This is a genomic window from Mycobacterium sp. pV006, assembly GCF_041287115.1.
Classification (GTDB): Bacteria; Actinomycetota; Actinomycetes; order Mycobacteriales; family Mycobacteriaceae; genus Mycobacterium.
The window spans coordinates 43655-64195 of the sequence record NZ_JBGGKT010000007.1 but is presented as its reverse complement, the minus strand read 5'-3'; the positions used below and the strand labels follow the sequence as shown (position 1 = coordinate 64195).

Annotated in this window: 22 protein-coding genes; 9 read left to right on the top strand and 13 right to left on the bottom strand. The window is 68.0% G+C overall.

Going from position 1 to position 20541, the window contains the following annotated elements; translation table 11 throughout:
* Positions 1-4: 4 nt before the first annotated feature.
* Entirely contained in the window at positions 5-1285 is a 1281-nt protein-coding gene (locus ACAG25_RS12830; RefSeq protein ID WP_370488831.1) for a competence/damage-inducible protein A, read from the top strand.
* A 37-nt stretch (positions 1286-1322) separates the two neighbouring features.
* Complete coding sequence (locus tag ACAG25_RS12825; protein WP_370488830.1) at positions 1323-1547, top strand: hypothetical protein; 225 nt, start codon at positions 1323-1325, stop codon at positions 1545-1547.
* Positions 1548-1550: 3 nt separating this feature from the next.
* Here the strand turns inward: ACAG25_RS12825 and ACAG25_RS12820 are convergent, their stop codons facing one another.
* The 4 genes from ACAG25_RS12820 to ACAG25_RS12805 are packed head-to-tail and all read right to left on the bottom strand — an operon-like array spanning position 1551 to position 3954.
* A complete protein-coding gene (locus ACAG25_RS12820; RefSeq protein ID WP_370488829.1) occupies positions 1551-2468 on the bottom strand; it encodes an alpha/beta fold hydrolase in 918 nt (305 codons plus the stop codon).
* Positions 2469-2492: 24 nt separating this feature from the next.
* Positions 2493-3344, bottom strand: a complete 852-nt coding sequence (locus ACAG25_RS12815; RefSeq protein WP_370488828.1) for a hypothetical protein — start codon at positions 3342-3344, stop codon at positions 2493-2495.
* 17 nt (positions 3345-3361) lie between these two features.
* Positions 3362-3730 (bottom strand): hypothetical protein, encoded by a 369-nt coding sequence (locus ACAG25_RS12810; protein ID WP_370488827.1) that lies wholly within the window; start codon positions 3728-3730, stop codon positions 3362-3364.
* A complete protein-coding gene (locus ACAG25_RS12805; protein WP_370488826.1) occupies positions 3727-3954 on the bottom strand; it encodes a hypothetical protein in 228 nt (75 codons plus the stop codon). The genes ACAG25_RS12810 and ACAG25_RS12805 overlap by 4 nt, the downstream gene beginning before the upstream one ends.
* Before the next feature lie 86 nt (positions 3955-4040).
* Here ACAG25_RS12805 and ACAG25_RS12800 point away from each other — a divergent pair, with 86 nt between their 5' ends.
* Positions 4041-4514 carry a hypothetical protein gene (locus ACAG25_RS12800; RefSeq protein WP_370488825.1) on the top strand — a complete coding sequence of 158 codons (474 nt, stop codon included), beginning with the start codon at positions 4041-4043 and terminating at the stop codon, positions 4512-4514.
* A gap of 12 nt (positions 4515-4526) precedes the next feature.
* On the opposite strand, the gene yaaA is transcribed toward ACAG25_RS12800, so the two are convergent.
* Complete coding sequence (gene yaaA / locus ACAG25_RS12795; RefSeq protein WP_370488824.1) at positions 4527-5273, bottom strand: peroxide stress protein YaaA; 747 nt, start codon at positions 5271-5273, stop codon at positions 4527-4529.
* 42 nt (positions 5274-5315) lie between these two features.
* Complete coding sequence (locus ACAG25_RS12790; RefSeq protein WP_370488823.1) at positions 5316-5852, bottom strand: NlpC/P60 family protein; 537 nt, start codon at positions 5850-5852, stop codon at positions 5316-5318.
* A gap of 597 nt (positions 5853-6449) precedes the next feature.
* Between ACAG25_RS12790 and ACAG25_RS12785 the strand changes: the two genes are divergently transcribed.
* Complete coding sequence (locus ACAG25_RS12785) at positions 6450-7760, top strand: adenylate/guanylate cyclase domain-containing protein (protein WP_370488822.1); 1311 nt, start codon at positions 6450-6452, stop codon at positions 7758-7760.
* Positions 7761-7815: 55 nt separating this feature from the next.
* On the opposite strand, the gene ACAG25_RS12780 is transcribed toward ACAG25_RS12785, so the two are convergent.
* The 4 genes from ACAG25_RS12780 to ACAG25_RS12765 are packed head-to-tail and all read right to left on the bottom strand — an operon-like array spanning position 7816 to position 12164.
* The gene (locus ACAG25_RS12780) at positions 7816-8955 is read right to left on the bottom strand and encodes an alkaline phosphatase family protein (protein WP_370488821.1); all 1140 of its coding nucleotides are present in this window, start codon (positions 8953-8955) and stop codon (positions 7816-7818) included.
* 1 nt (position 8956) lies between these two features.
* Complete coding sequence (locus ACAG25_RS12775) at positions 8957-9397, bottom strand: response regulator (protein ID WP_370488820.1); 441 nt, start codon at positions 9395-9397, stop codon at positions 8957-8959.
* The gene (locus ACAG25_RS12770; RefSeq protein WP_370488819.1) at positions 9394-10992 is read right to left on the bottom strand and encodes a CHASE3 domain-containing protein; all 1599 of its coding nucleotides are present in this window, start codon (positions 10990-10992) and stop codon (positions 9394-9396) included. Before ACAG25_RS12770 ends, ACAG25_RS12775 begins: the two co-directional genes overlap by 4 nt.
* Positions 10989-12164, bottom strand: coding sequence for a PP2C family protein-serine/threonine phosphatase (locus tag ACAG25_RS12765; RefSeq protein ID WP_370488818.1), 1176 nt, complete (start codon positions 12162-12164; stop codon positions 10989-10991). Before ACAG25_RS12765 ends, ACAG25_RS12770 begins: the two co-directional genes overlap by 4 nt.
* A gap of 245 nt (positions 12165-12409) precedes the next feature.
* On the opposite strand from ACAG25_RS12765, the gene ACAG25_RS12760 reads away from it, so the two are divergent.
* From ACAG25_RS12760 to ACAG25_RS12750, 3 genes are read left to right on the top strand one after another with little or no spacing between them, the layout of a single operon-like run.
* Complete coding sequence (locus ACAG25_RS12760) at positions 12410-13621, top strand: acyltransferase family protein (RefSeq protein ID WP_370488817.1); 1212 nt, start codon at positions 12410-12412, stop codon at positions 13619-13621.
* 59 nt (positions 13622-13680) lie between these two features.
* Complete coding sequence (locus ACAG25_RS12755; RefSeq protein WP_370488816.1) at positions 13681-14370, top strand: GDSL lipase; 690 nt, start codon at positions 13681-13683, stop codon at positions 14368-14370.
* 21 nt (positions 14371-14391) lie between these two features.
* Positions 14392-14685, top strand: coding sequence for a Dabb family protein (locus tag ACAG25_RS12750; RefSeq protein ID WP_370488815.1), 294 nt, complete (start codon positions 14392-14394; stop codon positions 14683-14685).
* 8 nt (positions 14686-14693) lie between these two features.
* Here the strand turns inward: ACAG25_RS12750 and ACAG25_RS12745 are convergent, their stop codons facing one another.
* The gene (locus ACAG25_RS12745) at positions 14694-15443 is read right to left on the bottom strand and encodes a glutamine amidotransferase (RefSeq protein ID WP_370488814.1); all 750 of its coding nucleotides are present in this window, start codon (positions 15441-15443) and stop codon (positions 14694-14696) included.
* 35 nt (positions 15444-15478) lie between these two features.
* On the opposite strand from ACAG25_RS12745, the gene ACAG25_RS12740 reads away from it, so the two are divergent.
* Together ACAG25_RS12740 and ACAG25_RS12735 are read left to right on the top strand one after the other, a co-directional pair.
* Positions 15479-16258 (top strand): O-succinylbenzoate-CoA synthase, encoded by a 780-nt coding sequence (locus ACAG25_RS12740; RefSeq protein ID WP_370488813.1) that lies wholly within the window; start codon positions 15479-15481, stop codon positions 16256-16258.
* An 87-nt stretch (positions 16259-16345) separates the two neighbouring features.
* Positions 16346-17527: a cytochrome P450 gene (locus ACAG25_RS12735; protein ID WP_370488812.1), complete on the top strand. Its 1182-nt coding sequence runs from the start codon at positions 16346-16348 to the stop codon at positions 17525-17527.
* A gap of 15 nt (positions 17528-17542) precedes the next feature.
* On the opposite strand, the gene aceA is transcribed toward ACAG25_RS12735, so the two are convergent.
* Both aceA and tenA read right to left on the bottom strand, forming a co-directional pair.
* Entirely contained in the window at positions 17543-19831 is a 2289-nt protein-coding gene (aceA, locus tag ACAG25_RS12730) for an isocitrate lyase ICL2 (RefSeq protein ID WP_370488811.1), read from the bottom strand.
* Positions 19832-19856: 25 nt separating this feature from the next.
* Positions 19857-20534, bottom strand: a complete 678-nt coding sequence (tenA, locus tag ACAG25_RS12725; RefSeq protein ID WP_370488810.1) for a thiaminase II — start codon at positions 20532-20534, stop codon at positions 19857-19859.
* Between the last annotated feature and the right edge of the window lie 7 nt (positions 20535-20541).

The following is a 20541-nucleotide window of genomic DNA, read 5'->3' as shown; positions in this document are numbered from 1 at the left end:
CACCGTGACCGCTCGCGCCGGGATCGTGGTGACCGGGACCGAGGTGCTGACCGGGCGGGTCCGCGACCTCAACGGCCCGTGGCTGGCCGACCGTCTGCTGGAACTGGGTGTCGAGCTGGCCCACCTCACGCAGTGCGGGGACCGGGCCGCCGACATCGAGGCGCAGCTGCGGTTCCTCGCCGAGCAGCGGGTCGACCTCATCATCACCACCGGCGGTCTGGGCCCGACGGCCGACGACCTGACCGTCGAGGTGGTGTCGCGCTTCTGCGGCCGGGAGCTGGTCCTCGACGCCGACACCGAACGCACGATCAACGGCATCGTCGACCGGCTGATGGCCCGGTTCCCCGACGTCGACGCCGAGGCGGTGCGCGCCGCCAACCGCAAACAGGCGATGGTCCCGGCCGGCGCAACCGTCCTCGCGCCAGTGGGCACCGCACCCGGTGTGGTGGTGCCGGGTTCGCCGACGGTGCTGGTGCTTCCCGGACCGCCGCGCGAGCTGCAGCCGATGTGGGAGACCGCCGTCGAGACCGAGGCCGTGCAGGCCGCGCTCGCGGGTCGGACCCGCTACGAACAACGCACCATCCGGATGTTCGGTCTGCCGGAATCGGGCCTGGCCGACACTCTGCGCGACGCCGAGCGCGCGGTCGCGGGGTTCGATCGCCTCGAGATCACCACCTGCCTGCGCCGCGGTGAACTCGAGATCGTCACGCGATTCGAACCGCAGGACGCCGCGGTGTACACCGGGCTGACCGACCTGCTCGACGACCGGCACGGCCGCGAGATCTTCTCCACCGACGGGTCATTGGTCGACGACCAGATTGCCGCGCTGCTCAGCGGTCGCCGGATCGCGACCGCCGAGTCCTGCACCGCAGGGCTGTTGGCCGCTCGGTTGGTCGACCGGCCGGGCTCTTCGGCCTACGTCGCGGGAGGGGTCGTCGCCTACGCCAACGACGCCAAGATCGACCTGCTCGGTGTCGACGCCGCTCTGATCGACGAACACGGCGCCGTGTCCGAGCCGGTCGCCGAAGCGATGGCGCGCGGCGCGCTGCGTCGCTTCGGCGCCGACACCGCCGTCGGCATCACCGGCATCGCGGGACCCGGGGGCGGCACCGAGACCAAACCGGTGGGCACCGTATGCTTCTCGGTCGCGCTGGGCGACTCGGACGGTGACGTCCGTCTGCTCACGCGCACCACGCGCATGCCCGGCGACCGATCCGACATCCGCGAGCGCTCCACCACCGTGGCCATGCATCTGTTGCGTCGGGTGCTGACCGGCCAGGGCTAGAGTGGCGCAGACACCGATCGATACGGGAGATTCACCGATGGCTGACACCGACGAGCGACAGACCGTCTCGGCGCTCGCCGAGCAGGCCGGCTGGCGGCACCGCGTCGCCGAGCGCAGCGACTACTTCGACAAGGGTGTGGTCCGCATTCACATCGTGTGGCAGGGCGACAGCGCGATCAGCGGTGGCACGCTCTATCACGACGACCTCATGCAGACCTACAGCAAGGACCTGCCGACGGTGCGGGGCTGGCTGCAGCGCTGACGTCTAGCTCTGGTGCTGGGTGTCCCACAGCTCGACCATGGCCGTCATGATCGCCTCGGCCTGACCGAGCCCGCCCAGGTGGCTTTCCCCGGGCAGGGTGTAGAGCTCGGCGTCGGGTAGCAGTCCGACGACGTGCCGGCCGTGCGCGAACGGAACGATGTGGTCGGCGTCGCCGTGCCACCAGCGCACCGGCACCTTCACCTCGTCGAGGCGGAAGCCCCAGTCCCGGGCGAAGACCACGACGTCGGCGAACGGCGCGGCGAGCTGGCGACGACTGCCGTTGAGAAGGTCGTCGAGGAACATCGCCTTGAACTCGGGGCGGGCCAGCAGTCGACGGTCACCTTCGGGCGACACGCTCGCATAGAGATAGAGCACCGGCTCGGCGACCGGCTTGATCAGCCGGATCAACCCGGTCGCGACCATGCTCAGCGGCGCACCGACGTGCTCGAGCAGCGGCGCTGCCCGCAGCCCGACGTTGCCCATCAGTCCTCCGCCGATGGCGTCGGGGCCGCGGGTCGGCGCCACCCCGCCGAGCACCCCCACCGCCAACACGCGATCGGGCATCGCCGCAGCACACCCCAGCGTGTAGGGCCCACCGCCGGACAGGCCGATGATCACCATCTTCTCCACACCCAGGCTGTCGGCGACGATGCGCAGATCGTGCGAGAAGTCGATGACCCGGTGGTACTCGTGTGGTGACGACGATCCGATCCCGGGCCGGTCGAGACCGATCAGCCGGATCCCGTGCTTCTCGGCGAACATCCGGGCCTCGACCGGGACCTGACGGCGCGCTCCCGGGGTGCCGTGCAACCAGAAGATGGCGCGTCCGGCGGGGTCGCCGAACTCGGCGAACCCGAGCTGACGGTCCGACCCGACATGGACCTTGCCTTCGAGCCTGGGACGCGCGATGTCGAGAGCCATGAGCGACAGTCTTGCAAACGCCGATCAGGGCGCGGTGGCGAACAGGTAGGACCCGACCGTGGTCATCCGGTCGTCGGCGCCCTCGTCGTACATCACTACCCGCACCGCGACCCGACCGTCGGCGCCGGGCAACGGCTCGGCCTCCAGGCGGAACGGCCCGGTCTTGCCGCGGGCGACGAACATGACGTGCGACGACACCCCGTGCAGCCGGTCGGTGCCGGCCGTCTCGACGGCGCGGTGGCGCGCAGCGGTCTCGAGCATCACGAACTGCGGCCCGATGTGCAGCGCGGCGTCCGGGGATGCCACGTCGACCGACAGTTCGGGCAGCCTCCAGTAGCCGTCGTCGCTGAGCCGGCCGCCGAAGACCTCCCACAGTGGGGGCAGGTCGGGGGAGTCGACGATGTTCATCGGGTTGGGTTCCATCCGCCCGAGCCCGTCCGGCGGGGTGCCGATGCTGATGCCCTGCCCCTCGGTCAGCGCCAGCACCCGGGTCGGGTCGGCGGCGTCGACGATCTTGGACCGGCTGTAGGCCATCTGGCGGCCGCGCTTGAGTTCCTCGGAGATGACCTCGAAGCGGCTGACACCGACGCCGGGGTCGAGAATCTGACAGGAGTGGATCACCGGGTTGGGTACCGCCTCCATGTCGGTCATGTGCCCGCCCTCGGGCGACGCGATGCCCAGGACCGCCAGCAGTAATCCGCCGGCGCCGTCGTGCATGTCGCGCCGCACCGCCACGGTGTTGTCTTCCGGGCCGAGGTCCATCGAGGCGTAGCTGCGGCCGATGTAGCGGTAGCTGAGCAACCCGCCCCAACGGCGGCGCAACTCCTCGCCGTACTCCGCCGGCGAATCCATCAGCTCGCGGATGTCTCTGAGCATGCGCTCAAACTAGCGTGCTATCCGCCGACTGCGGCCGTGTATGCGATTCCGCCGAGGAACAAGGTCAGCACACACAACGCCAGCGTGCCCGTGGCGAAGGGCCAAGCCGGCTTGGCGCGCACCAACTGGATGACCGACAGCACCCCGCCGGTCAACCCGATGGCGCCGGCGACGAGCACCGCGGTGAACACGGCGTTCACGGCCGCGTCCACACTGCAGGTCTCCGGCGGACAGTGATCGAGGAACACCAGCAGGAAGAACCCGATCAGCGCGCCCATCAGGCCGATCAGCACCGTCACCACCAGCACCGCGATCGACAGCACGAGGTCGGCTTTGGAACGTCGCGGACCCGGCGGCGGCGCAGGCCACGGCTGCCCCCAGGTCATCTGTCGGCGGGCTTCGTGTCGGCACGCTCGCGCGCAGCCATCGAGTCGGTCAGATACAGCGCGATCAGGATGTCGGCGAAGGTGATGAACAGACCCCACCAGTACATCCAGCGGACAGTCGGATCCGGCTGGATGGCGAAGTAGACGAACAAGAAGATCGGCCCGACGATGCCGAAGACGAACATCATCGCCTGAAGGCGCAGGTAGAGCCGCAGCGTGGCCATCGGCGAAAAGTGTGCCGCGCCGACCGGTGGCCGTCAACGGCGCGGATCCCGCTTCTACCGGCCGGGATTCGATCTAGGATTTCACCATGCGTCGATTCGCGCGGAGCGCGCTCGTCACCACGGCACTCGTCTCGGCGGCAGCGGTGGTGGGCCCGGTGCCGGTGGCCGCCGCGACCACGATGCCCCTGTCCCAGAAGCTGCGCAACTGCGACTTCACCGAGAACCCGTACCAGGGGGCCGACGACTACGGTCGCGCGGCTGCGGAGATGCGCACTGACGGGCGCACCGTGACCGCACACATCGCGATGGCCACTGGAAAGCTGAACTCGCCCTACGATGTCCGGCTCATCCAGGTGCCGCGCGGACTGTACTGCGCGCCGGGTGATCCCGGTGTCGCCGCGACGACGATGTTCACCGATGCTGCGGGCAGCGGCACGGTGACGTTGACCGCGCCGATCGAGCAGGGCGCCACCGGGGCCTGGGTGATGATCTCCCGTCCGAGCGCGCTCTCGCAGCATCCGGACGAGTTCTACACCACCGACTACCTGTTCCGGTTCTGAACCGGCGCCGCGTCACGCGGGGACGACGACGGTGAGCTGATCGTCCTGCCGTTCGACGCGCATCCCGGCCCGGCGCGCGATGGCCGCGACACCGGCGGCATCGGTGGGCTCGGCGCGGGAGGTCGCGAGGATCCTGGCCAGCCGGCCCTTGTGCGCCTTGTTGAAGTGGCTGACGGTGGCGCGTCGACCGTCGTCGTGTTCGGCCACCACCGTGACGGTGACAGCGTCGGAGAGCCGGCCGAGGCCCGCATATGAGCCCGAGCGCAGGTCGACCACCAACTCGTCGGCGGCCACCGACTTGAGTACCGGCTCGAGCACGGGTCGCCAGCGGGTGGCCAGTCCCGGACGGCCCGGCAGCTTCGAACCTGCGGAGAGCCGGTAGGCCGGGATGAGGTCGTCCGCTCGTACCAGTCCGAACAGCGCCGATCCGACCGCGAGCCGGGACATCGCGCGGCTCGCGGCCGTGCCGGAGAGCGACTGGGCGTCCAGTGCGTCGTAGAGCACGCCGGTGTAGCGGTGGATGGCCGGCAGCGTCGGGGCCGCGCGCAGCGTGGCGTTGCGCTCGATCTCGGCGTCCTGTTTGGCCGAGATGCCGAGCGCCTTGCGGCTCGCCTCCCGATCGCGGGCCAGTTCGACCAGCTCGTCGACCAGTTCACCTCGCACGTCGTTGAGCGCGGGCCAGCTCAGCGTGTCCAAGTCCAGGGGGACTCCGTCACCGCCGGTGCGTTTGGTCTCCGACGGGGGCAGCAGCACCATCACGGCAGAGACGCTAGCGCGAGCTGAATCTCGGTCGGCAACCGCTTACAGGGGCACGCCGGGGGGCGGAGGCGGCACCTCGTGGCCGGCGAGCATGACCGGGTGGGCGGGCGGCGGCGGGGGCGCCATCGGGTCGCCGGGCGGCGGGGGCGGGGGAGCCAGCGGGTTGATCGGCGGGGCCAGCATCGGGTCGGGCACCGGCGGGACGTCGGCCGGCATCGGCAGGAACATGTGATTGGTGAACTGGTCCTGGAAGGCGCCGCCGCCACCGATCTTCACACCGCCGCCCTCACCGGAGGACACCGGGGTGCCGTCGGGCAGGGTCACCGCCGTGTGACCGCTGTTCCAGCCGACCACCAGCGCGCCGGGCTGAGAGCCGTACTGGAACCCGCGGGCCAACAGCGCGCTCTCGATGTTGCCGGTGTGGAACCGGTCCCCGTAGACCGGCCGCCCTGTTGCGGCGTTGGTCACCCAGGAGACCAGTCCGGAGCAGTCCGTACCGGACGGTGAATCACCGCCGACCACGTACGGAGTCCCCGACACCTGATTGACGAGTGTCAAGAGAGTCGCGAGAGCAAACATGCGGACGGACGTTAACAGGGGTCTCTAAAACACCCCAAAATCTGTGAGCAGCCCCACAATCAGCGCGTTTGTGATGTAGACATCACGAAATCGGGTGTCAGAGGCCCTCATTTACGCAATGCGCACCCGCGCGGCTCCGCGCCGTTCATCCAGCTCAAAGAGATTTCGTAGTAACGCTTCTCGTAACTGCAAGCAGTCGTTGATAAGCGCCCCAATATCACCGGCAGGTGTCGGACCGAGAACCGTTGCGCATCAATCACTCTGCGCCCAAGGCTGCCGCTGTAGTCACAGACTGTTCAGAACGGGGGTGCGTCGTTGGATGCCGGGACGAGTTATTCGCTGTCGTCGGTCAGGACTGCTTTGTTGATGCGGCGTAGGACCTGGAGGTAGCGAGGTAGGAGTGACCGGTTGGGCAGACCTATTCGATGGTTCCGTCGGGATGTTGTCGGTCGGTCCAGCCGTCGGTGCCGCACCGAAACGTTTTCGAAAATGTCGTGGCATCGAACCGGCGCAAGGCGCACACGGAAACGATCGCGAGCAGCCTGAACGCTGCCGATAAACACCGCCTGACCTGCTAACCAGGCTTACACTGCCGCCATGTTCTCGGAGACGCGCTATGCGCTGAACGGGGATTTGCGCGTCGCCTACCGCGCGTCGCCCCCGGGCGCGCGCGACATCGTGTTCGTCCCGAACTGGTTCACCTGCTGCGAGCACCTACCGGAGCTGCCGTCTCTTCACGGGTGGGTCGAGGCGATGACATCGCTCGGGCGGCTGATCTTCTTCGACCAGCCGGGCACGGGCGCGTCCGACCCCGTAACACCTGAGGCGTTGCCGACGTTGGAGCAATGGGCGGACAGCATCACTGCAGTGTTGGACGACCTGGGGAGTCGCGAAGCTGTTCTCGTCGGGTCGAACTTCGCGTTCGCGCCCGCTGCACTGTTCGCGGCGACCCATTCGTCGCGCACCACAGCGCTGATCGTGCTCGATGGTTACGCGGATGCGAGCGGCACCGCTTTCGCGCGAGCCAAGGCTCCCGCCGCGTTGGCGCGCATGTGGGGCAGCGGGAAACTTCCACATCTGAATAATCCGGACATGCCATGGAACGAGGAGATCCGGGCAACCTGGGGTCGACACGAACGCCTGGCTGCCAGCCCTCAGACCGTCGCTCTCATGTTCCCTCTGGTCACCGAATTGGACGTGCGGGCGGTCCTTCCGACAGTCCGTGTGCCGACTCTTGTTGTCCAGCACGCCGACGGCGTCACCATCCCGCCCGAGAAAGGGAAGTTCATCGCCCAGCACATACCCGGTGCGAGATATGTTGAGGTGCCGGGCCGCAACCTGTACCACATCGTTGAACCTTGGCGAGTCTCGTTCCAAGAGATCGCCGAGTTCCTGACCGGCGAGCAGCCTGAGGTGGCCGACGACCGAGTGCTGGCGACGGTGTTGTTCACCGACATCGTGGGTTCGACGCGCCGGGCCGTGGAGATGGGTGACCGAGACTGGCACGCCTTACTCGATGCGCACGACGGCGTCGTCCGTACCCAACTCAACCGCTTCAGAGGCCGCGAGGTGAACACGTCGGGAGACAGTTTCCTGGCGATGTTCGACGGCCCGCAGCGCGCGATCCGCTGCGCGATGGCCATCCGAGATGCGGTGCAAGCGTTGGGCATTGAGGTGCGTGCCGGGTTGCACACCGGCGAGTGCGAGATTCGCGGCGACGACATCGGTGGGATCGGTGTGCACATCGGTGCGCGCGTCAGCGCATTGGCAGGGGCCAGCGAGGTGTTGGTGTCCAGCACTCTGCGCGACCTGGTGATCGGGTCAGGGTTGGAGTTCGAGGAGCGAGGGGTTCACGAGTTGAAGGGAGTTCCCGGAGAGTGGCGGCTGTTCGCGGTCGCTTGTCCGTAGCGTCTCGGCGCGCCGGGGCGCAGACGGCCTGCGCGTCGAGCACGGCCTGATCTGATCAGTCCCCGACAGCAGTGAGCAGCGGTATCCGCTGCTCGGCATCGGTCAGCGAACCGTGCTGACCGACGAGCGACGACTCGATCGGCTCGGTGGTCTTGCGCAGGATGCCGGCGGATCCGCGCGCCGCGGCCACGACGTCGCCCACCCGCCGCAACACCGCGTCACCGACCCGTGGACCGAACCAGCCGGCGGCCACCGCGTCGTCACGCGTCACCACCCAGGCGCGGTCCCCGAGCACCGAGCGCCACGTCTGCAGGACGTCGTCGAGCGCGCCGTCGCGCACGTAGACGTGGCGGGCGCGCACCTCACCACCCAGGGCGGCCACCCCGTCGAGCAGATCCTCGGAACGGTCGGCGTCCACGGTCTCGGCCGGGTCCAGCCGGATCATGCCGTGGTCGGCGACCACCGCCAGGAGACCGCCCGGCGGAAGGTTCTCGACGATCGACTCCACCAGGCGATCCACCTGTCGCAGTTCGAAGCGCCACGCAGCAGAACCCGGGCCATGCAGGTGCCCGACCAGATCCAAATCGGCGTGGTAGCCGTAGCAGAAGCCCCGCTCGGTGATCACCGTCGACACCGCCGCGGCCAGGTCTCCGAGCGCGTGCACGCCGATGTAGCGGCCACCGCGCAGCACGGCACGGGTCAGACCGGAGCCGCTGAACTGAGCGCCCGAGATGACACTGACCGCCACCCCCGCCGCCTCCGCCCGCTCGAACACCGTGGGCCGGGGTTGCACGTGCTCAGGGATGGCGGCGCCCCGGAGGTCGTCACCCCACGGGTGCGGACGCCAGCGCAGCGCATTGATCAGCCCGACATCGGGGAGCAGGAACGACATCCCGACCATCCCGTGCTCGCCGGACCGACAACCGGTACCGACGGCTGCCAGACCCGCCGCGGTCGTGGACGGGAACCCGACCTGCAGGGTTTGTCGACGCATCCCCGACAGCACGGGGGCGTCGGCAGCGTATTCCTGTAGTAGCGAGGCGCCCAGACCGTCGATGAGCAGCACGCACGCACCGGCGACGTCGCCGGGCAGGTCCAGCCCCGTCTCGAACCCCTCGACACCCATGGCGGCCAGAACTGCCGGCGTGACATCGGCCAGATGCGGCAGGTCGGGGTCGAGGCGCGGCAGGTCCACGTCAGAACTGGGGGAGCCGGACCACCTGCACGAAGAACTCGTCGATCTGGCGCACCGCGTTCATGAACTGGTCGAGGTCGACGGGCTTGGTGACATACGCGTTCGCATGCAGCTTGTAGCTGCGCAGAATGTCCTCTTCGGCTGCGGAGGTGGTGAGCACCACCACGGGAATGTGGCTGAGGTCGGGGTCGGACTTGACCTTCTCCAGCAGTTGACGTCCGTCGTATTTCGGCAGGTTGAGATCCAGCAGGATCAGATCCGGCGTCGGGGCATCGCTGAACGGACCGCGGCGGTACAGGAAGTCCAAGCCCTCCTCACCGTCGTGCGCCACGTGCAGCGTGTTCTTGATTTTGTTGTGTTCGAAGGCTTCCCGGGTGATCAGTTCGTCGCCGGGATCGTCCTCGATCAGCAACACGTCGATGGCGCGTTCAGCGGGTGTCATGAGGCCGATCCTTCCAAAGCAGGTGCTGCCGTGTCATCCACGGGGATGGGCAGAGTGAATTCAAAGCGTGTGCCGCCCGTGTAGTCGTTGTCAATCCAGATGGTGCCGCCGTGGTGCTCGACGATCTTCTTGCACAATGCCAGGCCGATACCGGTGCCGCTGTAGGCGTCGCGGCCGTGCAGCCGTTGGAAGATGACGAACACCTTGTCGCTGAATTCCGGCGCGATGCCGATTCCGTTGTCGGTCACCGAGATCAGCCAGTGCGGTTGCTCGGCATCGGCTTCGGTGCGGGTTTTGATCACGATGCGGGGCTCAGCGTCGGGCCGGCGGAACTTGACCGCGTTGCCGATCAGGTTCTGCCACAACATCGACATCAACGTCGGATCACCTTTGACCGTGGGCAAGCCACCCTCCGGCCGTTCGATCACCGCGCCGGATTCCTCGATGGAGGTGGTCAGGTTGCTCAGCGCGGTATCGAGGGTGGTGTCGAGGTCGACATCGGTCTCGGTGGCGTTCAATCGGCCCACCCGCGAGAACGTCAGCAGGTCGTTGATCAGCACCTGCATGCGTTTGGCGCCGTCGACGGCGAAGCCGATGTATTCCTTGCCGCGATCATCGAGTTTGTCGCCGTAGCGCTTCTCCAGCAGCTGACAGAACGACGCGACTTTGCGCAGCGGCTCCTGCAGGTCGTGCGAGGCGACGTAGGCGAACTGCTCCAGTTCGGAGTTGGATCGGCGCAGTTCCTCGGCGTGCTCGTCGAGTGACGCTGTGGCCGCCCGAGAGGACTCGAGTTCCTCGACGATGCGTTGCCGCATGTTCTCGACGTCCGCGGCGATCGCGCGGATGTCCTTGGGGCCCTGTGGGACGATCCGTTCGTTGAAATGTCCTTGCGCCACGCGCCGGCATGCGGTGGCCACCGCCGACAGCGGTTGCATCAGGGCTCGACGCAGCAGCAGCGTCAGCAGCACCATCGTGGTGATGAACGCCCCGAGCATCACGACCATGATGAGGTTGCGCCATGTCCGGGTGTTCTCGAACTCGGCGACACCTCGATCACGGGCCTCTTCGAGGCGCTGGTTCTGGATATCGAAAAGTGCACGCAGCCGGTCGAATTCGATCCTGCCGACATCGGCGAGCTCGGTCGGGATCACGGCCGGCTGGCCCGGCTGAACTGCCGCGATGGCCGGTTCGGCGAACTCGGTGCGCCACGCGCCGGCGGTCTCCTCGATGGCATCGAGGTCGTCGAGCAGGTCGGGTCGGTCCTGTTCGAGGATCCGCAGCTGCGCCGAGGTCTCCGCCTCGATCCGCCGCCCGTCCTCGTAGGGATCCAGGAACTGTTCGTCGGCAGAGATCAGGTATCCCCGCACCGCCGTCTCCTGGTCACGCAGCGCGGCCTGCAGCTGGTAGGCCGCGATCCGCGACGGCTGGATCTGGTCGATGACCTCGGTGGTCGCCGCGTTCGTCCGGTTGATCAGCACCATGATCGTGACCCCACCGACGACGACCACGAGCCCCATCACCGCCATGACCAGGTACTGCCAGCCCTGCACTGTCAGTCGCGCCGACATCCGGTCGCGCTGTTGCGGTTGAGTCATCCCTGCGCAACCCGCTCCACCCGGACGACGGCGATGTCGTCGCCGATGCCGCCCTGGGACTGCGCCCGGTCTTCGACAGCGTTGATCAGCGCGTCGACGAACGCGCGGCCCGGCAACGCCGCCAACGACTGCGCGAGCTCCAGCAGGCCGTCCTCGCCGAGGCGTTCGTTGCCGCGCCCGATGTGGCCTTCGAACAGTCCGTCGGTCAACAGCACCAGCCCCTTCCCTTCGGGCAATTCGACCTCCGCGGGGGTCCAGTCACCGGCTCGCAGACCAAGCGCAGGCCCCCCGGGCGGCTCGACCCACTCCACGGTCCCGCCGCCGTGCAACAACATTCCGGGGTGACCTGCGCGGACCGCCGTGATCATCGGGCCGTCCGGCGGGATCGCCAGACTCAGCACGGTGGCGAAGATGCCGCGGCCGGCGCGCTCGGCCCGCAGGATCCGTTCCAGTTGCCGCATGCGGTCCGATCCGCGCAGCCCGGCGAACGTCAATGCACGCCACGCGATGCGTAGCGCCACCCCCAGCGCGGCCTCGTCGGGGCCGTGCCCGGCCACGTCGCCGATCATCACGTGGACGGTCCGGTCGGGCGTCTGCACGAAGTCGTAGAAGTCGCCGCCCAGCAGGGCGTTCTCGCGGCTCGGCCGGTACTGGCTGACGATCTCGACGCCGGGGTTGTCCAGCAGGAGCGGCGACGGCAACAGGCCGCGTTCCAACCGCGCGTTCTCGCGTTCCCGCAAGCGGGTGGCGTGCAGGTCGACCGCGGTGAGCTGGGCGCGCTTGCGCTCGATGGCGTAGAGCACCGCGCGGCGCAGGGTCTCCGGATCAACCCGGTCCTTGACGAGGTAGTCCTGCGCACCCGACGCGACCGCGACCGACGCGAAGTGCTCGTCGTTCAGACCGGTCAGAACGACCACCGGGATCGTCGCGTCGGCGCGCGCGATGCGGGTCAGGCCGTCCATGCCGTCGACGTCGTGCAGGTGCAGGTCGAGCAGCACACAGTCGGGCCGCTTCGTGACGATCAGCTGTTCGGCCTGTGACATCGTCTGCGCCCAGGAGACGGTGATGTCGGCCCCGGTGTCGGCGATCAGCTCCTCGACGAGGATGGCGTCGGCGCGGTCGTCCTCGACCAGCAGCAACGTCAGGGTGTCGGCGTCATTAAGGAGGCTCATGTGCCTCGGCACTTTCGTCGGCGCACACTGCGGGCGGGCCAGTCTGTTCGATTGACAATTTCTTGACCATACCCGGGTGGCGCGGGACGAGGACAACCTCACGCGGCGTTGCGCAGCCGAACCCGGCCGCACCGCTGGTAGCCTCCGATCGGTCGCCGCTGTTGAGCTCGGGGGAGGCGGTTCCAGCTGGCCTTCCCGTCCACCGGCGTCGCGCGAACCACACATCCGGAACTCAATTCGACGAAATGAGCGGCGTGCGCAGCGGAGAGATCAAGGCCTTGTCGGGCCTGCGTATCGTCGCCGCGCTCTGGGTGGTGCTGTTCCACTTCCGGCCCCTGCTCGCCGAAGCGGCGCCCGGTTTCACCAGCGCCCTGGCTCCGGTGCTCAACTCGGGCGCCCAGGGTGTCGACCTGTTCTTCATCCTCAGCGGTTTCGTCCTCACCTGGAACTACCTCGACCGAATGGGCCAGTCCTGGTCGACGAGGGCGACGTTGCGGTTCCTGTGGCTGCGGCTGGCACGGGTGTGGCCGGTCTATCTGGTGACCATGCATCTGGCGGCGGCCTGGATCATCTTCACGCTGTACGTGGGCCGCGTGCCGGCCGAACCCGAGGTCGTGGAGTCGCTCAACGCGACCGCCTGGTGGCGGCAGGTGCTGCTGGTCCAACTGTGGTTCGAGCCGTATTTCGACGGCACCAGCTGGGACGGGCCGGCATGGTCGATCAGCGCAGAGTGGTTGGCCTACCTGCTGTTCGGCGGGCTGATCCTCGTGGTGTTCCGGATCGCGGCGGCGACCAGAGCGCGCGGACTGATGTGGCTCGCCTTCGCCGCAGCGTTGCCGCCGACACTGTTGCTGCTGGCCAGCGGAGTGTTCTACACACCGTGGAGTTGGTTGCCGCGCATTGTCATGCAGTTCCTGGCCGGTGCGCTGGCGTGCGCGGCGGTACGCAAACTCCAGTTGTCCGATCGGTCCCGGCAGACCGCCGGTTGGGCGTCCCTGGCGCTGGGCGCGGCGATCGTCGGTGGGCTGTACTTCCTGGATGCTCACCCGCCCGGCGACATCCTCGACGCCGGTGGACTGGTCGACGTGCTGTTCGTGCCGTTCGTGATCGCGGTGGCCATCGGCGCGGGCACGCTACCGGCACTGCTGTCCCTGCGTCCCATGGTCTATCTGGGCCACATCTCGTTCAGCCTGTACATGCTCCACGAGATCGTGCACACAGCATGGAACTGGGCGGTGCGGCAGTTCGACATCACCCTGACCGCGAGTCTGTCGGCGAAGTTGATCGTCCTGGGCTTGGTGGTCCTGTCCGGACTCGGCGCCGCGCTGCTCTACCACGTCGTCGAGGAGCCGGCGCGACGCTGGATGCGACGCATGATCGAACCGCGTCGGCCCGACGTTGCGAAGCCGGTGGACGCGGTGCACGGCCATCTGCACCCGGTGGCGCGGGTCGGTTGATCGTGCGCGCTGCGGCGCGTCGCCTCCGCGGTCGCGGGCCCCGAAACTACTCTGGTCCGGTGAGTCGGCTGTTGACGTACCTGCTCGCCGCCGCATTGCTTTTCGGCGGCGTGGCTGCCGGGTTGCCCGAGGGTCAGCGGCACGAGGTGAGACACCTGAATTTCGTCGCCAACCGGGTGACGGTGATCGGCGATTCCTACACCACCGGCAGCGACCAGGGCGGCAACGGGCCTGCCGGCTGGGCTCCGCAGGTCTGGCGCGACCTCTCCGAACGCGGTATCGCGGTGACGCCGACGGTGGCCGCCGAAGGCGGTGCCGGCTACTGCACACGCGGCAACCGGGGCAGCGTCTTCGAGGATCTGACGGTGCGGTCGGTGAAATCCAACGATGCGCTGGTGGTGTTCTTCGGGTCGCGCAACGACATGCAGGTGGACCCGGCACGCTTGTCCATCACGATGTACGGCACGCTCAAGCTGGCGCGTCAGATCGCCCGGGCTGCCAAGCTTTTGGTCATCGGCCCGCCCTGGCCCACGGCCAGTCCGCCCCCGGAGATCCTGCGGATCCGCGACATTCTCAGCTATCAGGCCGAATTGGCCGGGGCCTCGTTCGTCGACCCGATCGCCGCGCGCTGGTTCGTGGGCCGGACCGATCTGATCGGCGCGGACGGTGTCCATCCCACCGACAAGGGCCATCAGTACATGGCGGCCAAGATCGCGCCGCTGATCGGTGCACAGCTCAATCCCTACTGAGTGCGCTGCTACGGTGCTCGGGTGATCCGCAATGTGGTGCTGGCCAAGCTGAACGCCGGCTACGACGCGGCCGAGGTGGCCGCGATCCAGCAGGGCATGCGGGACCTCGATTGCCCCGGGCTGCTACGCATGACCGTCGGTACCGACGCCGGGTTGCGCGACGGCAACTGGGATTACGTGATCGTCGCGGATTTCGCCGATGTCGCGGCCTACCGCACCTACGACGAGGACCCCGCCCACAACGACCTCCGGTCGCGCCTGGCCCCGATGGTGGAACAGATCGCGCGGGCGCAGTTCGAGCTCCCGGAGGCCTGAAACACCGGTCAGACAGGCGCCGGTCGCCGGTAGCGACGGGTGAAGGCGCGCAGGATCTTCATCGGATGTGTGACGTCGTGTTGTCGCGCAGCGTCTTTGAGCGCGTCGGCCGTTTCCGGCGCGAAATACCCGTAATTCTTGTAGACGTCGATGCGGGTGCACAGCCCGGCGAGGTCGAGCTCGGGATGGAACTGGGTGGCGTAGACGTTGGCGCCGACCCGGAACGCCTGCACCGGACAGGCTTCCGAGGTCGCGAGGACTTCGATTCCGGCCGGGAGGATCGACGCGGCCTCCTTGTGTCCGCCGTAGGCGTCGAACGTCGGGGGCAGGTCGGCGAACAGCGGATCGCGCCGACCCGCGTCGGTGACGGTGACGCTGACGGGCCCGACCGGTTCGGTGTGCACCTTGTCGATGACCGCGCCGGCAGCCAGACCGACGGTGCCGATGCCGTAGCAGCACCCCAGAAAGGGGAAGTCCTGCGCGATCACCTCGGCCAGCAGTCCGGCCAGTTCGCCTTCGACGCGCCGCTGGGTGGGGGATTTCGTCGCGGGATCGTCGCTGACGTTGTACGGACCTCCGCCCAGGATGATCCCCGACCATTGCCGCAGATCCACGGCACCGAGCGCGCGCTCGGTCAGCCGGACGCGTTGCACGCCGCGCTCGTCGAGACCCGAGAAGCGCAGCACCGCCCGGTACTCGTCGTCGGCCGCTTCGTCCTCCGAGCGGATCGACAGCAGCAGAAACGGGGCGTCGGCCACGGCGCCAGACTAGCGACGAGATAGCTTGTCGGGCAGTGAGAGCACTGATCGACTTCGACGTCGCCCCCGTCTTCGCCGTCCCGACCGCCACGGGCGTCCGGGAGGGGGTACTGCTCGACGGCCCGCAGGGCTGGGGCGAGTTCAGCCCGCCGCCCGGTGCGAATGCGGCGCTGGCCGCACGATGGCTGACCGCGGCGATGGAACCGAGCACCGTGGGCTGGCCCGACGCGGTGCGGGGACGCGTCCCGGTGTCCAACGGGGCCGGCCGGGCCGTCATCGAGGTCGACGACGTCGACGCCGCCGTCGCGCGAATCACCGACCTGGGCGACACCGTCGAGGTCGTCGAGCTCGCCGACGCCGGGCCCGACGACGCGGCGGCGATCCGCAGGCGCGTCGACGTGGCGGTCGCCGTCGATGCGGAGGTGTTGGCGCTGGATCGCGACTGCGCCGACGTCGCGGTGCTGCGCAGCGGTCCGCTCGGGGGAGTGCGACGGGCCCTGCGCCGCGCCGAACGCCTGGGTTTGCCGTGTCTGGTCGCGTTCACCGGGACCACGAGCATCGGTCTGGCCGCCGACGTGGCCTTGGCCGCGGTCCTGCCCGACCTGCCGTTCGCGCCCGGTCCGGTACCGGACTGGTTGCGGGACGCCGACGTCGTCTCCGCGTCGCGCACGCTGCTTCCGGCCGACGGCCTGCTGCCTGCCGCACCCATGCCCGCCGCCCCGGATCCGGAACGGTTGTCGCGGTTCCTGGTCACCGACCCCGCGGTCGTGGGACGGTGGCGTGACCTGTTGCACCGCACTGCGGCGCTGCTCTGATCCCATCCGGACCCCGGGTGTCGATCTTGACCCGGCGCGGCCCCGGCTGCTAAGCAGGTGCCCAGCACCTTCAGCCCCAGGAGCTCCATGACCGCGACGACCGACGCCGCCCTGTACTACGACCCGTACAACGTCGACCTCAACATGAACCCGTACCCGGTCTTCGCCCGCATCCGGGAAGAGGCGCCGCTGTACTACAACGAGCAGCACGACTTCTACGCGTTGAGTCGCTACGACGACGTCAACAAGGCCGTCATCGACCACGAGACGTTCATCTCCGGTCGCGGTGCGTTGCTCGAGATCATCAAGTCCGGGATGGAGATCCCACCGGGCACCTTGATCTTCGAGGACCCGCCGATCCACAACATCCACCGCAATCTGTTGTCGCGGATGTTCACGCCCCGCAAGGTGCTGGCCCTGGAACCGCAGATCCGCGAGTTCACCCGGCGCTGTCTCGATCCGGTCGCCGACACCGGGCGGTTCGACTTCGTCAACGATCTCGGCGAGCAGATGCCGATGCGGGTGATCGGCATGCTGCTCGGCATCCCGGAGGACCGGCAGCGCGCGATCACCGACCACGGTGAGGAGAGCCTGCAGAACGACAAGGTCGAGGCTCTGGCCACCGGCGAGGTCTTCGCCGAGTTCCTGGACTGGCGTGCCGAACACCCGTCCGACGACATCATGACCGAACTGCTCAACGCAGAGTTCACCGACGAAACCGGTACCGTGCGCACGCTGCGCCGCGAAGAGCTGCTGTTGTATCTGACCGTGATCGCCACGGCCGGCTCGGAGACCACGACACGGCTGATCGGTTGGGCCGGAAAGACCTTGGCCGACTACCCGGACCAGCGCCGCGAGCTCGTCGAGAACCCGGCGCTGATCCCGCAGGCCATCGAGGAAATCCTGCGCTGGGAGCCGCCCGCCCTGCAGATCGCCCGCTACGTCACCCGCGACGTCGAGTACTACGGCCAGACGGTGCCCGAAGGCTCGGCGATGCTCATGCTCGTCGGCGCCGCCAACCGGGACCACCGCCGTTTCCCGCCGGACGGGGACGTCTTCGACATCCACCGGGAACAGCGCTCGCACATGACGTTCGGTGCAGGCACCCACTTCTGCATGGGCAACGCGCTGGCCCGGCTCGAGGGCCGGATCGCGCTGGAGGAGATCCTCAAGCGCTTCCCGACCTGGGAGGTGGACTGGGACAACGCCAAGCCCTCGGAGACCGCGGCCGTGCGGGGCTGGGCGGCGATGCCGACGTTCACCGCCTGACCCGGGCCCCCGCGGTCAGTCCTGCTTGCTGATCAGGCGGCTCAGTGCCTCTCGGTCGGGGGCCAGCAGTTCGTCGATGCGCGGCTGGTTCACATCGGCGACGATGATCTCGCCGACCTCCTGGTACACGTCGCGGAAGATGCCGTGCGCCTTCATCTTCTCGGTCTGGTAGATGTTGTCCTCGGTGGGTGTCACGTAGTACACCACCTCGGCCTTGAAGCGGTGGATCAACCACAGGTGGATCAGATCCATCAGTCGCTTCTGGCGCAGGTGCTCGGCGAAGGTGTTCTGGTCCCGCACCGTGAGAATGCTGCGGCCGTGCCGATCCTTGATGGGGTCCACCACGACGTTGGCCAGTGGGTCCTCGCCGTCTCCGAGGATCTGTAGATCCAGCACGTCGGAACCGGCGCGGCGCGGGCGCAGTTGCACGGTCAGCTTCTCGGAGAGCTGGTAGTGCTTGCCCCACAGGCCCAGCCATTCCTCCAGCAGCTTCTTGGGCACTTCGGTCTGGACCAGATGCTGATGCTGGGTGGAGCCCTTGCCCATCGACTTCGTGGTGGCGGTGCGCCCGGACGACGCAGCCAGCGCGGCGTCGCTGCGCGGGCCGCCGGCGAGCGTTTGCGGTGTGCGGTAGGGGGATTCGACCAACCGCATCTTCCGTTGCAACCGGGCCAGCGCCAGCATGCCCTCCTGGCGCAACGAGGTGGCGAACTCCTCGGAGGCCACGCCGTCGACCTGGTGCCCGCCGTAGGTGATGAAGTTGAAGACGAAGCCCATCTTGCCGAGTTCCTCGGGGAACACCCGCATTTCCTCGTCGGACATTCCGGTGGTGTCCCAGTTGAACGACGGAGACAGGTTGTAGGCCAACATCTTGTCCGGGTAGACCTCGTGGATCGCGTCGGCGAACTGTTTGGCGTCGGCCAGATCGGCGGTCTTGGTCTCCATCCACAGGATGTCGGCGAACGGGGCGGCGGCCAGCGACTTGGCGATCGCATACGGGATCCCGCCGCGCACCTGGAAATAACCTTCCGGGGTCTTGGCGCGTTCACAGTCCCATGCGACGTCGGCGCCGAGTTCCTTGGCCTTCTCCCGCGCGGTGTACAGCGGGGCGCGTTCGGCGAACGCGCGCCATTCGGCCACGCTCATGGCCGACGGCTCGCCCTCGCGTTCGCGGAACTCGAGCAACTCGGCGACGGCCCCGCCGTAGGTGTCCAGGCCGGCGTCCTGCTCCCACAGTTCGACGAACTTGGATTCGACCTTGTCGTAGGCCGCGTCGACGGAGTACTCGGCGCCGTCCTTCCAGGCCCGGGCCGCGTCGTCGATCACGGTGAGCAGCCCCTGACGTTCCAGCCAGCCCTCGGCGGCGGCATATTCGCCGTCGGGCAGCGCGTAGAGCAGGTGGCCGTTGATCTCGGTGACGCCCTGGTCGTAGAAGCGGCGCATCATCGCCAGGAAGCACGCCTTGTAGGGCGGGATCTTGAGGTTGGTCGCGCCCAGCAAGAACGGCTGGTCGCGTTCGTCGGCGCGGCTGTCGATCAGGTTGGCCGCCTCGGCGTCGGTGCGGGCCACGATGATGCCGGGCACGCGCATGACGTCGAGCTGGAACCGTGCGGTGTTCAGGCGCTTGATCTGCTCGTCGGACGGGACGAGGACCTTGCCGCCCTGGTGACCGCACTTCTTGGTGCCGGGACGTTGGTCCTCGATGTGGTAGCCGGGTACGCCGGCTTCGACGAACCGGCGAATCAGGTTGCGCACGTGGGGATCTCCGCCGTGGCCGGTATCCGCGTCGGCGATGATGAACGGACGGTAGTCGTACTCGGGCGTCGTCGCGCGTTGCTCCGGCGTCATCTGCAGACGCAGGTAGCGCTGGTTGCGGTCGGCGGTCAGCAGCGCGCGCACCAGGCCCGCCGCCTCTTCGGGCACCTGGCTGAGCGGGTAGCTCGCGAGGTCGGGTCCGGGGTCCTCGGTGGTGGAACCTTTCGCCGAGGTGGCCCAGCCACCCAGATAGATGCCCTCGATGCCCATGCGCTTCATCACCACGGCCTGGCCGGGGGAGTAGGGCCCGAACGTGGTGATGGATTTCTTCTGTTCGAAGAGCTTGCGCAGGTGCGGGTAGAACTCGGCCGCAGCCTTGCGGGCCACCGCGTAGTCCACGGGAATGGTGCCGCGCTGCTCGGCGACCTGACGTGCGGTGTAGAGCCGGATGATGCCCTCGAACCGCGGACTGTCGAAGTAGTTCTGGGTCTCGGCGACCTCACGCTCGAACGGCGTCTCGGACTGAAGGTCAGCTTCGGTGATGGCCATGCTTCACCCTACGGCGCGGCGGCGCTCAGATGGGCCAGTTCTCCCGTCGGTATCCGGCGTCGAAGAACATCCACTCATACCGCGAGGTCGTGACGAAATGCTCGCGGGCCACGACCTCCTGCTCGGCGGTCAGAGTCGGGCCGACGCGGTCGGTGATCGCGAGCACCTCGGTGACGGTGGCGGCGAACTCCTCGCCGCCGTAACTGTCGATCCACAGCTGGTAGCGCGGGTCTTTCGAGCCCTGCTGGGCCAGAGCGGCGCCGACACGGGCGTAGATCCAGTAACAGGGGAGTACCGCCGCCAGGCCGTCGGCGAAGCTGCCGCCGTGCACCGTGGCCAGCAGATAGCTGTTGTAGGCCTGCGTGGTCGGCCCGACCGGAACTCCGTCGACCGCCTCGGCGCTGAGTCCGAGCGCCGGCAGCAACTCGTTGTGCAGTTCCATCTCGACGTCGAACACCTCGGCGGAGTGCCGGGCAAACGTGGCGGTCTCGGCCAACGTCGGGGCCTTGGCCGCGACCACGGCCAGCGCGCGGGAGTAGGCGCGCAGATAGTGCACGTCCTGGGCGACGTAGTGCGCGAACGACTCCGCGGACAGGCTGCCGTCGGTCAGACCGGTGATGAACGGGTGGGACATGATCGCGTCGTAGATCGGGGTGATCGCCGTCCACAGCTGGGTCGACCAGGAATTGGGCATGGCCGACATCCTGCCA

Excerpts from the sequence above, each read along its gene's own strand:
- ACAG25_RS12815 (WP_370488828.1), bottom strand. The coding sequence starts at position 3,344 with ATGCTCAGAGACATCCGCGAGCTGATGGATTCGCCGGCGGAGTACGGC.
- ACAG25_RS12765 (WP_370488818.1), bottom strand. The coding sequence starts at position 12,164 with ATGAGCCTCCTTAATGACGCCGACACCCTGACGTTGCTGCTGGTCGAG.
- ACAG25_RS12760 (WP_370488817.1), top strand. The coding sequence starts at position 12,410 with ATGAGCGGCGTGCGCAGCGGAGAGATCAAGGCCTTGTCGGGCCTGCGT.
- ACAG25_RS12790 (WP_370488823.1), bottom strand. The coding sequence starts at position 5,852 with ATGTTTGCTCTCGCGACTCTCTTGACACTCGTCAATCAGGTGTCGGGG.
- ACAG25_RS12810 (WP_370488827.1), bottom strand. The coding sequence starts at position 3,730 with ATGACCTGGGGGCAGCCGTGGCCTGCGCCGCCGCCGGGTCCGCGACGT.
- ACAG25_RS12805 (WP_370488826.1), bottom strand. The coding sequence starts at position 3,954 with ATGGCCACGCTGCGGCTCTACCTGCGCCTTCAGGCGATGATGTTCGTC.
- ACAG25_RS12735 (WP_370488812.1), top strand. The coding sequence starts at position 16,346 with ATGACCGCGACGACCGACGCCGCCCTGTACTACGACCCGTACAACGTC.
- ACAG25_RS12785 (WP_370488822.1), top strand. The coding sequence starts at position 6,450 with ATGTTCTCGGAGACGCGCTATGCGCTGAACGGGGATTTGCGCGTCGCC.
- aceA (WP_370488811.1), bottom strand. The coding sequence starts at position 19,831 with ATGGCCATCACCGAAGCTGACCTTCAGTCCGAGACGCCGTTCGAGCGT.
- ACAG25_RS12825 (WP_370488830.1), top strand. The coding sequence starts at position 1,323 with ATGGCTGACACCGACGAGCGACAGACCGTCTCGGCGCTCGCCGAGCAG.
- ACAG25_RS12775 (WP_370488820.1), bottom strand. The coding sequence starts at position 9,397 with ATGACACCCGCTGAACGCGCCATCGACGTGTTGCTGATCGAGGACGAT.
- ACAG25_RS12800 (WP_370488825.1), top strand. The coding sequence starts at position 4,041 with ATGCGTCGATTCGCGCGGAGCGCGCTCGTCACCACGGCACTCGTCTCG.
- tenA (WP_370488810.1), bottom strand. The coding sequence starts at position 20,534 with ATGTCGGCCATGCCCAATTCCTGGTCGACCCAGCTGTGGACGGCGATC.
- ACAG25_RS12820 (WP_370488829.1), bottom strand. The coding sequence starts at position 2,468 with ATGGCTCTCGACATCGCGCGTCCCAGGCTCGAAGGCAAGGTCCATGTC.
- ACAG25_RS12770 (WP_370488819.1), bottom strand. The coding sequence starts at position 10,992 with ATGACTCAACCGCAACAGCGCGACCGGATGTCGGCGCGACTGACAGTG.